Below are 14,217 nucleotides of genomic sequence, written 5' to 3' on the forward strand. Positions count from 1 at the left end.
CCCGCGAACTCGACCACTTCCTCGCCGAGCGCGGGGTCCGGTTGATCCGACCGTCCTACCGCAACCGGACCCCGCATCCCGGCGAGCCGCTGCTCAAGGCCGTCCGCCAGCTGATCGAGTCGGTCAACGACACGTTGAAAGGCCAACTCGACCTGGAACAACACGGCGGGCGCACCATCGAGGGCGTCGGTGTTCGCATCGCCCAACGACTCCTGGCCTTAACGGCCGCCATCTGGCACAACCGCGCCACCGGCCAGCCCGTCACCCGCTCCCTGACCGCCTACGACCACTAACCCCAGTTACGCATTACTCGTCTAGTCCTATTCCTCCTGGAGCGCTGACCGTCGACGCCGGTGACCACTGGTAGCCGCTGGCCCACAACGCCGGTGGCGTACCGGCCGTGCGGTCCACGGCCACGGTGGGCAACAGCGGGATCTGCCCGTCCAGGCCCGTGAGCTGGACACCGCCCTGCCGCGGTGGTGGGACCCCGACGCCTCCCGGGCCGTCCTCGACGCCGAACAACTCACCCGCGACCAGCTCAACGACCGGTGCCCTCCGCGGAATCACTTCAGGAACCGCCCGCAGCCAGCTCCGCGTTGATCGGCGACCAGAGCCGGTGCGGGCTTGGCGCCAGTTTTCGTTCCGATGTTCCTCAAGCCCCCGGTCCTGAAGAAAACCTTGGGCGGTACGCCAGACCCGAAAGCCCTGTGACAGAGACAGGACGAGAAGCAGACAGTGGTGGTGTCGACGCGGAGTTCCGCGTCGACACCACCGACCTGGTCACCTCACACGATCACCGTGGCCGGCTCGGCCGCCGTGCGGGAGGTGCGGACCCTCCGCGCTGGGTTCGCGCTCAGTCGAGGACCGCGACCGCCTCGACCTCGACCAACAGGTCGGGCTCGGCCAGCGCGGCCACGCCCACCAGCGTCGCCGGCGCGGCCGGGCTGACCCCCAGCTTCGCGCTCGCCCTGGCGAGCCCGTCCCGGAACAGGGGCATCTTGTCGGGAGTCCAGTCGACGACGTAGATGGTCAGTTTCGCCACGTCCTCGAAGGAGCCGCCGACCGCCGCCAGGGCGGTGCCAACGTTGAGGTAGCTCTGCTCGACCTGGGCGGCGAGGTCGCCGTCGCCGACCCTGCGCCCGTCGGCGTCGCGGGCCACCTGGCCGGCGACGAAGACCAGCCTCGACCCGGTGGCGACCGCCACCTGCCGGTACACGCTGACCTGGGGCAGCCCGTCGGGGTTGACCAGGGAGACGGCCATGTCCACTCCTTGTCGTCGAGGATCACGAAGATCACGCCGTGACCACGGGTACCGCGAGGGCGCGGCGAGGCCAAGACCCGGGGAAGGAGTGACCACTGTGGACGGTGTGGCCCGCCGGATCCCGTCCGGCGGGCCGACGGCGCGGTGAGGACCGCGCGGACGCCCCGGTCCTCAGACGACCTTGATCACGGCCTTGCCGGGGCGGCCGGCCTTGGAGCGGAACGCCTCCCGCGTCTCCTCCAACGAGTGCACGGCACCCACGATCGGACGGATGACGCCCTCCCGCACCCGGCGGGCGAGCTGGACGAGTTGCTGCCGGTTGGGCTCCACGACGAAGAACACCGCGCGGCCGTTGTCCGGCCGCACCTTCGGCGGCGCGGCGACGGTCACCAGGGTGCCGCCGGGTCGGACCACCGCGGCCGAGCGGTCGAGGATCTCGCCGCCGATGACGTCCAGCACCAGGTCCACCTGGCCCACCTCCTCGAACCGCTCCCGGTCGAGGTCGACGAAGACCTCCGCGCCCAGCTCCAGCGCGGTCGCCCTGTCCCGCTCGCGGCCGGTCGCGACGACCCGCGCGCCGGCCTGGCCGGCGAGCTGCACGGCCAGGGCGCCCACGCCGCCGCCGGCGCCGTGGACCAGCACCGTCTGCCCGACCGCGAGGTTCCCGTGGTCGAACAGCGCCTGCCACGCCGTGAGGCCGGCCAGCGGCAGGGCCGCCGCCTGGACGTGGTCGATCGAGGCGGGCAGCGGCGCGAGGTTGCGGGCCTCCACGGCGACGTACTCGGCGAGGGCGCCGTCCCTGGTCCAGTCGGTGAGGCCGAACACCCGCTGGCCCACGGTCAGCCCCGTGGTGCCCAGCCCGAGTTCCACGACCTCCCCGGACACCTCGTGGCCGGGGATCGACGGGGCGCGGTCCCGGCCGGCACGGTCGGTCCAGGTGCCCGGCCAGTCCAGCTCACCGGGGGTGAAGCTGGCCGCGTGCACCTTGACGATCACGTCGTTCTCGGCGGCGTGCGGGTGTGGCGCCTCCTCCAGGACCAGCCCGTCCACGCCCTCGCCACGACGGTGGATGCGGATCGCTCGCACGGCGGCTCCCTCTCGTCAGAGATGATCAGTGCACGGTGCGAACCCGGGCGACCCCCGGTTGATTCCCGACCGCCGGCGACAGAACGCCTGTCAGTGCCGGGCGGGCCCACCGTGCGCGCGCACGGCGTCCTCGACAGCGCGGACGAAGGCCAGGATGCGCGCGGTGGCGTTCGCCGTGCGCCACACGACCGCCACGTCGGTGGGCGGCGCGTCGTCGATGGGCACGAACACGATGTCGGGCCGCGCGTAGTAGCGGTCGACGGAGGCGGCCACCGGGGAGATCCCCTGTCCCGCCGCGATCAACGCGAGCAGTTCCTGGAAGGTGGCCACGTCCTGACCCCGGCGCACGGGCTTGCCCGACGGCGTCGAGCGCGGGACGTGGAAGTCCCACCAGTAGTCGGGCGCCGGCCCGGCGACCCCGAACACGGTGTGGCCCGCCAGGTCCTCCAGCGAGACGGTCCTCCGGCGCGCGAGCGGGTGTCGGGCGGGCACCGCGAGCACGCGTGGCTCGGACAACACCACCGGCCCCACCGTCAGGTCCGGTTCCTCGACGGGAAGCCGGGTGAGCAGGACGTCGACCTCGCCGGCGCGCAGCGGTCCCAGCGGGTCGGCGAAGTGGGTCTCGCGCATCTGGATCTCGCAGCCGGGGTGCCGTGCGCGGAAGGTGTCCAGGATCAGCGGGGTGAGTTCGCCCGCTCCGGCGCCCAGGAACCCCAGGCGCAGCAGGCCGTCCACGCCGCGCGCGGCGGCCGTGGCCCGGCCGATCGCCTCGCCCATCCCCCGGTAGAGGGGTTCGAGGTCGGCGCGCAGTCGCGCGCCGATCGGGGTGAGCGACACCCGACGGCTGGTGCGTTCGAACAGCGGAGCGCCGATCCCCCGCTCCAGCTTCCTGATCGTCTGGCTCACCCTGGCCTGGGACAGCCGCAGCCGCTCGGCGGTGCGCCCGAAGTGCAGTTCCTCGGCCAGCACGAGGAACGCCTCCAGTTCGTACCGCTCCGGCATCCGCGCATCCATAACCGTGGATTATTGATCCTTTCTCGCTTCGTCGTTGTTCCGACCCCCGCGCTGATCGATCGTTTCTGGTGTTCCCCCGCGATGACCTGGGAGTTGAGCAGCATGAGCGTGACGATCGAGACCCCGAGCCGGCCACGGGAGCGGGCGGGCACCGCCCCACCGGCCGACACCGCGCCGCCCGTCGGCGCGGAGCGGATCTCCGGTCGGGGCCTGGGGACCCTCCTCGTGGTGCTGGCCGGCACGTTCATGGCGATCATGGACTCGTTCGTGGTGAACGTGGCGGTGCCCTCCCTCCGCGACGACCTCCACGCGAGCTTCGCCCAGGTCGAGCTGTCGATCAGCGGCTACGTCCTGGTCTACGGGCTGCTGCTGGTGACCGGCGGCCGCCTCGGCGACCTGTTCGGCGCGCGACGGCTGTTCCTGCTGGGCACCGGGGCCTTCACCCTCGCCTCGCTGGCCGCGGGCCTCGCGCCCGACCCCGTGTCGCTGGTCGTCTTCCGCGTGGCCCAGGCCGTGGGCGCCGCGTTGTTCTACCCGCAGGTGCTGGCCGTGTTGCAGACCGCGTTCACCGGGGCCGCGCGGGCCAGGGCGTACGCGGCGTTCGGCGCGACGATCGGGCTGGCCTCGGTCGCCGGGCAGGTGCTGGGCGGGCTGTTGATCCACCTCGACCTGTTCGGCCTCGGCTGGCGCACGGTGTTCCTGGTCAACGTGCCCGTCGGCCTGCTGACCCTGGTCGGCGCCCGCCGCACCCTGTCCTCCTCGGCCCGCGCCACCACGAGGGGACGCGGTCTGGACGTGACCGGTGTCGGGCTGCTCAGCGGCGCGCTCCTGCTGCTGACCGTGCCGCTGGTGGTCGGTGGGCAGGCCGGCTGGCCGACGTGGACGTGGTTCTCGCTGGCCGCCTCCGTCCCCACCCTGGTCGCGTTCCTGGTCTGGGAGCGCCGGCTGGCCGCGCGGGGCGGCAGCCCCCTGGTCGACCCCGCCCTGTTCCGGTCGCGGACCTTCTCCGCGGGCAACGCGATCGCCCTGGCCTTCTTCGCCGGCAACGCGGGGCTGTTCTTCGTGCTGACCCTCCAGTTGCAGAACGGCATGGGCTACTCGCCGCTGGCCGCCGGCCTCACCTTCGCCCCGCTCGCGGTGACCTTCTCGGTCGCCTCACTGCTGGCGCCGCGCCTCCAGGCCCGCCTCGGCCGGCACACCCTCACCCTCGGCTACGCGGTCAACGCCGTGGGCACCCTCGCGCTGCTGGTCACCGCCTGGGCCGCCGGCGACGGCCTGACCGGCTGGCTGTTGATGCCCGCGCTGGCCGTCATCGGCCTCGGCGAGGGGCTCGGGGTGAGCCCGCTGGTCAGCACCGCCCTGTCCGGGGTGCCGGCGCGCGTGGCCGGAGCGGCGGCCGGTGTGGTGGAGACGGCCGGCCAGGTGGGCATGTCGCTGGGCGTCACCGTCCTCGGGCTGGTCTTCTCCGCCGCCCTCGGCGGCACGACGCACACGGCGGCGCCGGCGGCGGTCGGCCACGCCTTCACGGTCACCCTGGTCGGCAACCTGGTGTTGGCCCTGGCCGCCCTCGCGCTGCTGCCCCTGATCCGCGACACGTCCACTGTGGACAAGAGCTGAGCGGGGAGGCGACGCGACGGGTGGCCCACCTGGGGCGGGCCACCCGTCGCGTCGTGTGCCCTCCCGCTCAGAACAGGCGTAGCTGCCCGGCCGCCAACTCGTCCCGGGTCGTCCGACAGCCGGGAAGGCGGCAGGTCACCGGGTCGTGGGTGGGCGTGTACACCCGCCACCACTCCCACGCGCCGAACGCGCCGACGTGGCAGGCGGGGACCGGGATCTCGATCCCCCGGGAGTCGGCGACCCAGGTGATCGCGTGCACGGTGTGGTTGTCGTGGATGCGGAGCCCGGAACGCTCCCGGAACTGGTCCGCCTGCCAGCTCTCCCCCGGGACGCCGGTCGGTGACGCCGACCCGGGCGGGGGTGGCATGCCGGGCAGAGGCAGCGGAACCACGGTCACCCCACCGATGGTCGCAGGGAACACCGGCGATCTGGCTGACCAGAACGGGTGGATCACCGCCAGGCCCGCGACCTGGGTGACCACGGCCCACGACACGGTCACCCGAACGCCGGCTCGGCGACCGTCGGCCACGACCTGGGCCGTCCCGGCGTTCCTCCCGTGCCCCGTCGCGGGCAACGCCGCTGCTCCGTCTCGCTGAACCGCCCCGAAACGGCCGAGAAGGACCAGCCGCTCCCCACACACTCGGCCCCACCTCGGTGTCGCCGGCGTGCCGGCCGGCGGCGCCGAGGCCCGAACTCTTCTCACGCCAGGACAGGAAGAGGTGTCCATGCGTTCGACGACCACGAGGATCACCGGTGTCGCGGCCGCGGTCGTGGGAGTGGCGGTCCTGCTGGCCGCGCCCGCCGCGGCCGCGCCGGAGCCCGCCGAGGCGCGGCCCGCCACGGCGTGCACGACGTTGTCGGGACCGGCCGGCGGCAGCCTGCCCCTGTGCAAGAGCTGGGAGCGGCGCGGCAACGCCTACGACGGCAGGTGGTGGCCCAACGGCCCGTCGTCCCTGCCGTCCAAGAGCTACCTGGAGCGGTCCGAGGACGGACACGTGACGAGGTCGAAACACTCCGGCAGCTACAAGAACCGCAAGAGGGTGCTCTTCCGGGTGTGCGACAGCCTCGCCCGCCGCTGCAACGGCTGGTGGTGACGGGCCTGGTGGTGGGTCGCCACCAGCATCGCGGCGACCCACCACCAGCTCCCGGACGGGGTCAGCGGGCGTGGTCCCACGACGGCGCGCCCGTCCAGCCGATGCTGCCGTCCGACGGCACGAACGTCTCCAAGCCCTCGCCACAAAGCTTGGCGGCCTCGGCGGAGCGCGGCAGCATGACGCTCTCGTAAGCGCGGACGGCGTCGTCGACGGTGGCTTCGCGCAGCAGCGCGGTGGCCAGTTCGGCGCCGTCGACCATCGCGAGGTTCGCGCCCAGCCCCAGCGGGGGCATCAGGTGCGCGGCGTCGCCGAGCAACGTGATGCCCGGGACGTGCTCCCACACGTGGGGGACGGGCAGGGCGAACAGCGGGCGGTTGACGAACGGGCCGTCGTGCTCCCGGACCAGCGCCAGCAGGTTCTCGGCGTAGTCGTCGAACAGGCGCAGCATGTGGGCGCGCACGGCGTCGACGTCGTCGAAGTCCAGTCCGGCGGAGACGTGCCAGTCCGGCGCGTCCCGGAACACCAGGTAGACCCGGACGTGACCGTCGCTGTTGCGTTGGGCGGTCAGCACCCTGCCAGGCGCCTTGGCCATCAGGGTGCCCTGACCGAGCAGTCGCGCGACGGCCGGATGCCGGGTGTCGCAGTCGTCGAGGCTGGTCTCGACGAAGACGACGCCGCTGTACCGGGGTGTGGCGTCCGAGACGGCCGGACGGACCCGGGACCAGGCGCCGTCGGCGCCCACGACCAGGTCGAAGTCCTCGGTGGAGCCGTCGGCGAAGAGCAGGCGGCACGTGCCGTCGTCCTGGGGGATGGCCTCGCGGACCGCCCGGCCCCAGCGCACCGTGCCGTCGGCGAGGGAGGCCTCCAGCAGACCGCGCAGGCGGCCCCGGTCGATCTCCGGCCTGGCCGGCGCGCCGGGCGTGGGCTGGTGGTGGAGCAGGACCTCGCCCGTGGCGGCGTCGACCATCCGCATCTCCTCCCCCTCCGGTCGGGCGACGGCCAGGAACTGGTCGAGCAGTCCGGCCGTGCGCAGCGCCACCTGCCCGGTGTCCTCGTGCAGGTCGAGCGTGCCGCCCTGGGCGCGGGCGTCGGGGGACGTGTCGCGTTCGAGGACGGTGACCGGGTGGCCGTGCATCTGGAGGACGCGGGCGCAGGTCAGGCCGCCGGGGCCGGCGCCGACGACGGCGATGCGGCGGTCGTGGACGGATGTCATGGGCACCTCACTGGGGATGGCGTGGTCGTCGAGGTCCGGACCACCCCGAGAAAAGCAGACCCGATCAAAAAGTGCAACGGCTTAACTTTTGGTCCAGCTCAACCGTCGGGTACGGTGGGCCCGTGAGCCAACCGACCGGGCGCCGGGAACGCAAGAAGGCCATGACCCGCAAGGCCCTGGCCGACGCCGCACTCCAGCTCTTCCTCGAACGCGGCTACGACCAGGTCGGCGTCAAGGACGTCGCCGACGCCGCGGACGTGTCGGTGACCACCCTGTTCAAGCACTTCCCCAGCAAGGAGGCGCTGGTCTTCGACATGGACGACGACCTGCGCACCGCGCTCGTCGCCGCCGTGCGCGACCGCTCCCCCGGCCAGTCCGTCCCCCAGGCCCTGCGCGAGCACATCCTGGACCGGACGGTCCCCGCCGACAGCCCCGAACTCGCCGCCTTCCACAACCTGGTCGAGAACACCCCCGCGCTGCGCGAGTACGCCCGGCGCATGTGGACCCGGCACCAGACCGCCCTCGCCCACGCGATCGCCGAGGAGGTCGGCGCGCCCGCCGACGACGTCACCTGCGCCGCCCTGGCCCGCTTCGCCCTGGAGGCCCACGACCTCATCGGCGGCCACCCCGACCCGAGGGCCGCCGCCGAGCAGATCTTCGCCCTCCTCGAACACGGCTGGTCCGCCGCCCACCCCACCTCATGAACCCCGCGCGCCCGGCACGTCGCCAGGCGCGCCCGAGCGTGTGGCTGTTCCGGTGCCACCACCAGCTCAGTGGTGGGCGCGGATCGTGGTGAGCGCGGGACAGGTACGGCCGCCGGCCCCCCTCCGGCGACCATCAGACACACAGGACGAGTCGAACCCTTCGGTCGAGCCAGACCGTCCACAGAGGACAGCTTCGGCCTGCTCCGGCGTGAGCGGTTTGATGGGGCCACACCAGGGCAACTGGTATTTCTATACCGCCAAGGACTAGGGTGCCGGTATAGAAATACCGGCACCCGAGGCACGTGAGGTACTCGTGATCGAACTGAAGACCCCTGCTGAGATCGAACGCATGCACGTGACCGGGCGTTTCGTCGCCGAGGTGCTCACCGAGGTCGGCCGGCTCGCCGACGTCGGCGTCAACCTCCTCGACCTGGAGCACCACGTGCGCGGCATGATCAGACGGCGCGGGGCCGAGTCGTGCTACTGGGACTACGCGCCGTCCTTCGGCAGGGGCCCGTTCCGCAACGTCATCTGCCTGTCGGTCAACGACGCCGTCCTGCACGGCATGCCCCACGACTACGTGCTGCGCGACGGGGACGTGCTCACCGCCGACCTCGCGGTCAGCATCGACGGCTGGGCGGCCGACTCGGCGCGCACGATCATCGTCGGCACCCCCGCCGAGGAGGACCTGCGGATCATCCGCGCCACCGAGGAGGCGCTGGAGGCCGCGATCGAGGTGGCACGGCCGGGCAACCGCCTGGGTGACATCTCAGCGGCCATCGAGGCGGTGGCCCGCGACTACGGCTACCCGGTCAACACCGAGTTCGGCGGCCACGGCATCGGCCGCACCATGCACGAGGACCTCCACATCCCCAACAAGGGCCGGGCGGGCCGCGGCCTGAAGCTCCGGCCGGGGCTGACCCTGGCAATCGAACCCTGGTTCGCCCAGACGACCGACCGGATCGTCTACGACGACGACGGCTGGACCATCCGCTCGGCCGACGGCTCGCGCACGGCCCACTCCGAGCACACGATCGCCATCACCGAGGACGAGCCCTTGGTCCTCACCCGACGCGAAGGGGAGATCCCCGCGACCAGGGCTGGTTCCGCCCGTCGACCGTCCACGAGCAACGCCTAGGTCTATTGTCCTGAGAGGTTGCGAACGGCCCGACACGTAGTCGGATGATCGTGGCATGAGGGAGGGCCTCCGGGTTCGGTGTGGATTGCGTCATCACCCACCGAGCCACAGGAGGCCCTCATTCCTCACGCTCACGCACCACTGACCGCGTTGGGCCGACTGTGTCCTGCCCGGTGTGTCGCCGACGACGGAGCGTGTGACCGTGGGGCGGAACCGGCCGCACTCGACCGGGGTGGAGTCGATGATCCACGTGGCGTGGGGTCCACTAGGCGCGCTGCGGACAGGAAACGCGCCACGGTCAGGCCAACGGCTCTTCCCCGGCGAGAACTCCGACCGCTGCGAGCCGAGGACGCGCACCCGTGTCCCCAGTCCACACAGGTGGGGCGCCGGCTGCCTGGCGCGGGAAACTCACCGACGGCCGCTCGAAGGTGACTGGAAGTATGGCGGCTTCGCAGTGACGTCTGGATGGAGCCGCGACGGCTGCGGCGGGGTGAGGAGGACCAACGGATGGCGCATTTCGTTCTGGAGTACGTGGTGGTCGATGACTACGTGCGGCGGAGGGCGGAGTACCGCACGGAACACCTCGCGCTGGCCCGCCAGGCCCACGAGCGCGGCGACCTGGTTCTCGCCGGAGCCCTGGCCGATCCGGTGGACCGGGCGGTGCTCGTGTGGTCGGTCGAGGACCCGTCGGTGGTCGAGCGGTTCGTCGAGCAGGACCCGTACGTGCGCCACGGCCTGGTCCGGTCGTGGTCGATCCGGCCGTGGACGGTCGTGGTGGGCGGCGAGGGCGGGGCGATGGCCTGACCCTTCGGGGGCCGTCACGTGCACGGAGTCCACGGTGGGGCCCACCGCCGCTCGACTGTCCATAGTGGACCTCCTGGGAGGCCCTTCTTCGACCTCCGCCCCCGCTCCGGGTTTCGTCACCGTGACAAAGGCGGACAGTGTCTCTACGCCCGATCTCCCAGGGGTGCGCGGGTTTCGGCCGCGCCCTGTTCCGGCGCCCGGTCGACAGGACCGCGACGAAATCCGTGGACGTGACCGGGTCGGCCTGTCTAGGCTGCCCACGTGTCCAGCCCCGAAGCGTCAAGACGCTAGCCACCGGCCGTGTCCGGTGGCTTCTCCTGACGTCGTTGTGATGCCCGCGTGCCGCTGACGCCGCCACGGGCCGCGACCATCGCCACCGGATCGCCGTAGTACGGGCTGTCTTTCTCGCGTCGCACGTCCTGTCGTGACGTCGACGGTTCCTGCCTCGCGGTAGCCCCGCGCCCGAACGCCCACCCGCCGTCCGCCGACGCCGTGGGTCGTCGTCGCGCGCGGCTCGCCGCTGCCCTGTCGATCCCTGACGTGGTTGCGGAGTCTTTCGTGCCTTTCACCCTCTACCTGCTCGGACTGGCGGTCTTCGCCCAGGGGACCTCCGAGTTCATGCTCTCCGGTCTCCTGCCGGGCATCGCCGACGACCTGGGCGTCTCCCTCGCGACAGCGGGAACGCTGACCTCGGCGTTCGCCGCCGGCATGGTCGTCGGCGCGCCGCTGGTGGCGATGCTGAGCCTGCGCTGGTCCCCTCGCGGAGCGCTGCTGGGCTTCCTGGTCACCTTCCTGCTCGTCCACGTGCTCGGCGCGCTCACCCCCACCTTCGCGGTGCTGCTGGCCACGCGGGTGGTCGCGGCGTTGGCCAATGCCGGGTTCCTGGCGGTGGCCCTGGCGACCGCGACGAGCATGGTCGACGCCAACGCCAAGGGGCGGGCCACCTCGGTGCTGCTCGGCGGCACCACCCTGGCCTGTGTCGCCGGCGTCCCGGCCGGGGCCGTGCTGGGTCAGATGTGGGGATGGCGGTCGGCGTTCTGGGCGGTCGCCCTGCTCTCGGCCCCGGCCGTGATCGCGATCCTGTTCTCGGTGCCGAGGCGGCCCTCCGACTCCCCCGCCGCCCCCAGCCTCCGTGGCGAGCTGCGGGCGTTGCGGAGCGCGCGGCTGGTGGTGACGCTGCTGCTGGCCGCCCTGGTCAACGGCGCGACGTTCTGCACGTTCACCTACCTCGCGCCGCTGGTCACCGAGGTCGCCGGGCTCGGGGCCGCGTGGGTGCCGGTGCTGCTGGCGTTGTTCGGCGTGGGCTCGTTCGCGGGGGTCGCGATCAGCGGCCGGCTCGCCGACACGCACCCGGTCGCGCTGCTGGTGTCCGGCGGGGCGGCGCTGCTCGTGGGGTGGGCCGCGTTCGCGCTCACCGCGGGGAGCGCGGGCGCCGCGATCGTGCTCATGCTCGTCCAGTCGACGCTGTCGTTCGCGGTCGGGTCGACGTTGATCTCGCAGGTGCTCTACGCGGCGGCGGGCGCGCCGACGGTGGCCGGCGGACTGGCCACGGCCGCGCTCAACGTCGGAGCCGTGCTCGGGCCGGCGCTCGGTGGACTCGTCCTCGACGCGGGGCTGGGCTACCGCTCGCCGTTGTGGGTGAGCGCGGTGTTGGTGGCCCTCGCGCTGGTCCTCGCCGCCGCGGCGCGGGGCGCGCGAGCCCGGCGCGAAGCCGCCACGGTCACGGCGCGCTGATGCCACAGGGGTCCGGCCACCGCGGGATGCGGTGGCCGGACCACCGGTTCTCACGACCGGACAGGAGACACCCGGGGTTGGTCGGCCCGGCCGGGCAGGAACGCCGGCAGGGCGTCGAGGCTGCGCGCGACGGCCTCCGCGCCGTAGTCGAACATCTGGCGCTCGTAGTCCTCCACCGCGTCCAGCAGGCTGATCCGCCCACGCGCGACGTCGATCAGCTTGCGCCGCAACAAGTCGGCGTCGCGCAGCGCGGTGTTCGCACCGTTGCCGCCGCTGGGCGAGGTGGCGTGGATGGCGTCGCCGAGCAGGGTCACCGGCCCCGACGGCCACCGCGTGGACGGTCGGACGACCCTGATCGACAGGTGGGTGGTGTGCGTGGCGCTGGTGGCGTCGAGGACCTCGCGCAGGTCGGGGTGCCATCCCTCCACCAGCTCCGGCAACGGGCGGGGCGAGTCGGGCATGCACACCCACCGCAGGTAGTCGGCGGTGTCCGGCAGCCACGGCGCGGCCTGGCGCGGCGGCACCCGGAACCGCATCAGGCCCAGCATCAGGGTCAGGCCCGGCCCCCTGACCACGGTGCCGGCCCCGGGGACCAGTCGGGCGAACCGGTCGGTCAGCGGGGTGCGGCCGAGCACGAACCGGATGCCGGTGTCCTCCGGCTCGATCCCGGGGGCGAGCGCGGCCCGCACGGCCGAGCCGATCCCGTCCGCGCCGACCAGCAGGTCGGCCGTGGTCGTGGCGCCGTCGGCGAAGTGGACGTCCACCCGTCCGTCCTGTCGCACCTGGTAGCCGGTGAACCTCCGGTCGAAGCGCACGTCGACGCCGTGGAGCAGCAGGTGCCGCAACACGTGCCGGTCGGCGGCCAGCGCCGTCATCGGCCCCAGGTCGCCGACGCGGCGGAGCTGGTGGTCCAGCACCACACGGTCGCCGGCCAGATCCCCCGTGATCGCGTCGAGCACGGGGTGCGAGGAGGCGGGCAGGCAACCGTGCAGCGCCGCGACGCCCACCTCGGACAGCCCGATCCGGTAGCCCTGGAACCTCGCGTGCACGCCGGCGTCCCGCTCGGAGACGTCGACCTCGATCCCGGCCTGTCGCAGGCCCTGGGCCAGTGCCAGCCCGCCCAGCCCCGCGCCGATCACCACGACTCGCACGACCACTCCTCTTGAGCGTTGTTCAATTGAGCGGTGTTCAAGATACTTGAGCGCTGTTCAGGTGGGCAAGGGCTGTGGTGGACTGTGCGGCATGCCGCTGACCCAGGCCGTGGTGCTGGACGCCGCGATGTCGCTGCTGGACGAGGTGGGGCTGGACGAGCTGACCACCCGCAGGCTCGCGACCAGGCTCAACGTCCGTGTGGGCGCGTTGTACTGGCACTACCGGAACAAGCAGGCCCTGCTGGACGCCGTCGCGGACCGGATCATCGCCGAGGCCGCCGCGACCCCGCTGCCCGACGCCGACTGGCCGGACCAGCTCCGGGCGCTCGCCGGCGCGCAACGCGAGGCGATGCTCGCCCACCCCGACGGCGCCAGGGTCGTCGCCAGCATGGGCGCGCCGGGGACCCAGGCGCGCGCCTTCTTCGACCGCCTGATCGACATCCTGCTCACCACCGGCCGCGACGCCGGCGCGGCCGAGACCGGCGCGGACGTGATCACCAGCTACGTCAACGGGTTCACCATGGAGGAGCAGGCCCGCAAGGCCAACCTGCTCTCGCGCGCCGAGCGCGACCGCGCGTTCGACGCCGGCCTGGACGTGGTGCTCAACGGCCTGCGCCACACCCCGTGATCTCCGCGAGCGGACGCGCCGCGGACACAGGACAGCGTCCCGAGCCGTCCGCCCTCCCGGGAGGAACCGGGGCGAGGAAGCCGAGGGAGGACCCGACCGTGACGACGTCGACGAGCAGGTCGGCCAGGTCCGACACGGCCAAGGAGAAGTCCTCAGAGGACAGACGAACGACGGTGCGCACAGGATTCCCTTGTCCGACAACGACAACCGACAACAACGATGACGATCAGGGCAGGACCAGCGCCAGGGCATAGCGGACCGGCTCGGGTCCCTGGCACCAAAACCGAGTCTGCCCCCAACCGGAACCGCAGGCAGTCCCCGGCCTGGACCTCCTGCGCCCTCCCGCCCACGGTGATCTCCACCATGTCCGACAGCACTCAGAGGTGCTGCTCCAGTCCCGGCACCGACGGCTCGTCGTGGATGATGTCCGCGCCGGACCGCAGCACGCCCTCGACGACCTCCGCGCGCGGCCCGGAATGCGGCGGGGACACCGACCGGCGGGTGAAGCCCGACGCCTCGTCCCGCCACACCAGGTGCTGGCCGGCCCGCACCAGGTGTGGCGGCTCGGCCTCCACCTCGGCCAGCAGCCGGGACCGTCGGTGGGCCGTGCACAGCCCGCCCAGCGACGACGCGGTCGGGCTGATCTCGGCGCGCTCCAGGCGCGACAACGTCGAGCGGCTCACGCCGGCGCGCCGGGCCAGCTCCTCCAGCGACCAGCCGTGCTCCGCCCGCAACCGCGCGAGCCGGTGGGCGAGGCGGACGTCCATGTCCCC

At 72.7% G+C, this 14,217-nt stretch carries 15 protein-coding genes and 1 pseudogene; 8 read left to right on the forward strand and 8 right to left on the reverse strand.

Translation table 11 applies throughout. From position 1 onward, the window contains the following. A pseudogene (locus tag LX15_RS03600) lies at positions 1–293 on the forward strand (IS982 family transposase); the annotation flags it as partial. Positions 294–306: 13 nt separating this feature from the next. On the opposite strand, the gene LX15_RS03605 reads toward LX15_RS03600, so the two are convergent. The 4 genes from LX15_RS03605 to LX15_RS03620 all read right to left on the reverse strand — a co-directional run bounded on the left by LX15_RS03605 (position 307) and on the right by LX15_RS03620 (position 3,349). Then, on the reverse strand, positions 307–567 hold the full coding sequence (locus tag LX15_RS03605) for a hypothetical protein (protein WP_253668021.1): 261 nt from the start codon (positions 565–567) through the stop codon (positions 307–309). 286 nt (positions 568–853) lie between these two features. Then, positions 854–1,261: a RidA family protein gene (locus tag LX15_RS03610; protein ID WP_253668022.1), complete on the reverse strand. Its 408-nt coding sequence runs from the start codon at positions 1,259–1,261 to the stop codon at positions 854–856. Positions 1,262–1,432: 171 nt separating this feature from the next. Next, positions 1,433–2,347 (reverse strand): NADP-dependent oxidoreductase, encoded by a 915-nt coding sequence (locus LX15_RS03615; RefSeq protein ID WP_253668023.1) that lies wholly within the window; start codon positions 2,345–2,347, stop codon positions 1,433–1,435. Positions 2,348–2,437: 90 nt separating this feature from the next. After that, positions 2,438–3,349: a LysR family transcriptional regulator gene (locus LX15_RS03620; RefSeq protein WP_253668024.1), complete on the reverse strand. Its 912-nt coding sequence runs from the start codon at positions 3,347–3,349 to the stop codon at positions 2,438–2,440. A gap of 114 nt (positions 3,350–3,463) precedes the next feature. Between LX15_RS03620 and LX15_RS03625 the strand changes: the two genes are divergently transcribed. Then, on the forward strand, positions 3,464–4,978 hold the full coding sequence (locus tag LX15_RS03625) for an MFS transporter (RefSeq protein WP_253668025.1): 1,515 nt from the start codon (positions 3,464–3,466) through the stop codon (positions 4,976–4,978). Between the two features lie 67 nt (positions 4,979–5,045). On the opposite strand, the gene LX15_RS03630 is transcribed toward LX15_RS03625, so the two are convergent. Then, positions 5,046–5,375, reverse strand: a complete 330-nt coding sequence (locus tag LX15_RS03630) for a hypothetical protein (protein WP_253668026.1) — start codon at positions 5,373–5,375, stop codon at positions 5,046–5,048. A 328-nt stretch (positions 5,376–5,703) separates the two neighbouring features. On the opposite strand from LX15_RS03630, the gene LX15_RS03635 reads away from it, so the two are divergent. Next, on the forward strand, positions 5,704–6,072 hold the full coding sequence (locus LX15_RS03635) for a hypothetical protein (protein WP_253668027.1): 369 nt from the start codon (positions 5,704–5,706) through the stop codon (positions 6,070–6,072). A 61-nt stretch (positions 6,073–6,133) separates the two neighbouring features. Here LX15_RS03635 and LX15_RS03640 read toward each other — a convergent pair whose 3' ends face one another. Beyond that, positions 6,134–7,285 carry an FAD-dependent oxidoreductase gene (locus tag LX15_RS03640; protein ID WP_253668028.1) on the reverse strand — a complete coding sequence of 384 codons (1,152 nt, stop codon included), beginning with the start codon at positions 7,283–7,285 and terminating at the stop codon, positions 6,134–6,136. 161 nt (positions 7,286–7,446) lie between these two features. Here LX15_RS03640 and LX15_RS03645 point away from each other — a divergent pair, with 161 nt between their 5' ends. From LX15_RS03645 to LX15_RS03660, 4 genes are all read left to right on the forward strand, one after another. Continuing rightward, complete coding sequence (locus LX15_RS03645) at positions 7,447–7,989, forward strand: TetR/AcrR family transcriptional regulator (RefSeq protein WP_301304004.1); 543 nt, start codon at positions 7,447–7,449, stop codon at positions 7,987–7,989. A 313-nt stretch (positions 7,990–8,302) separates the two neighbouring features. Beyond that, on the forward strand, positions 8,303–9,127 hold the full coding sequence (map, locus tag LX15_RS03650; protein ID WP_253668030.1) for a type I methionyl aminopeptidase: 825 nt from the start codon (positions 8,303–8,305) through the stop codon (positions 9,125–9,127). Between the two features lie 507 nt (positions 9,128–9,634). After that, the gene (locus LX15_RS03655) at positions 9,635–9,931 is read left to right on the forward strand and encodes a YciI-like protein (protein WP_253668031.1); all 297 of its coding nucleotides are present in this window, start codon (positions 9,635–9,637) and stop codon (positions 9,929–9,931) included. Between the two features lie 558 nt (positions 9,932–10,489). Continuing rightward, positions 10,490–11,665, forward strand: a complete 1,176-nt coding sequence (locus tag LX15_RS03660) for a Cmx/CmrA family chloramphenicol efflux MFS transporter (RefSeq protein WP_253668032.1) — start codon at positions 10,490–10,492, stop codon at positions 11,663–11,665. A gap of 50 nt (positions 11,666–11,715) precedes the next feature. On the opposite strand, the gene LX15_RS03665 is transcribed toward LX15_RS03660, so the two are convergent. After that, positions 11,716–12,816, reverse strand: coding sequence for an FAD-dependent oxidoreductase (locus tag LX15_RS03665; RefSeq protein WP_253668033.1), 1,101 nt, complete (start codon positions 12,814–12,816; stop codon positions 11,716–11,718). 91 nt (positions 12,817–12,907) lie between these two features. On the opposite strand from LX15_RS03665, the gene LX15_RS03670 reads away from it, so the two are divergent. After that, a complete protein-coding gene (locus tag LX15_RS03670; RefSeq protein ID WP_253668034.1) occupies positions 12,908–13,444 on the forward strand; it encodes a TetR/AcrR family transcriptional regulator C-terminal domain-containing protein in 537 nt (178 codons plus the stop codon). Between the two features lie 377 nt (positions 13,445–13,821). Here the strand turns inward: LX15_RS03670 and LX15_RS03675 are convergent, their stop codons facing one another. After that, entirely contained in the window at positions 13,822–14,211 is a 390-nt protein-coding gene (locus tag LX15_RS03675) for a helix-turn-helix domain-containing protein (RefSeq protein ID WP_253668035.1), read from the reverse strand. Positions 14,212–14,217 lie beyond the last annotated feature (6 nt).

Source organism: Streptoalloteichus tenebrarius (assembly GCF_024171885.1).
Classification (GTDB): Bacteria; Actinomycetota; Actinomycetes; order Mycobacteriales; family Pseudonocardiaceae; genus Streptoalloteichus; species Streptoalloteichus tenebrarius.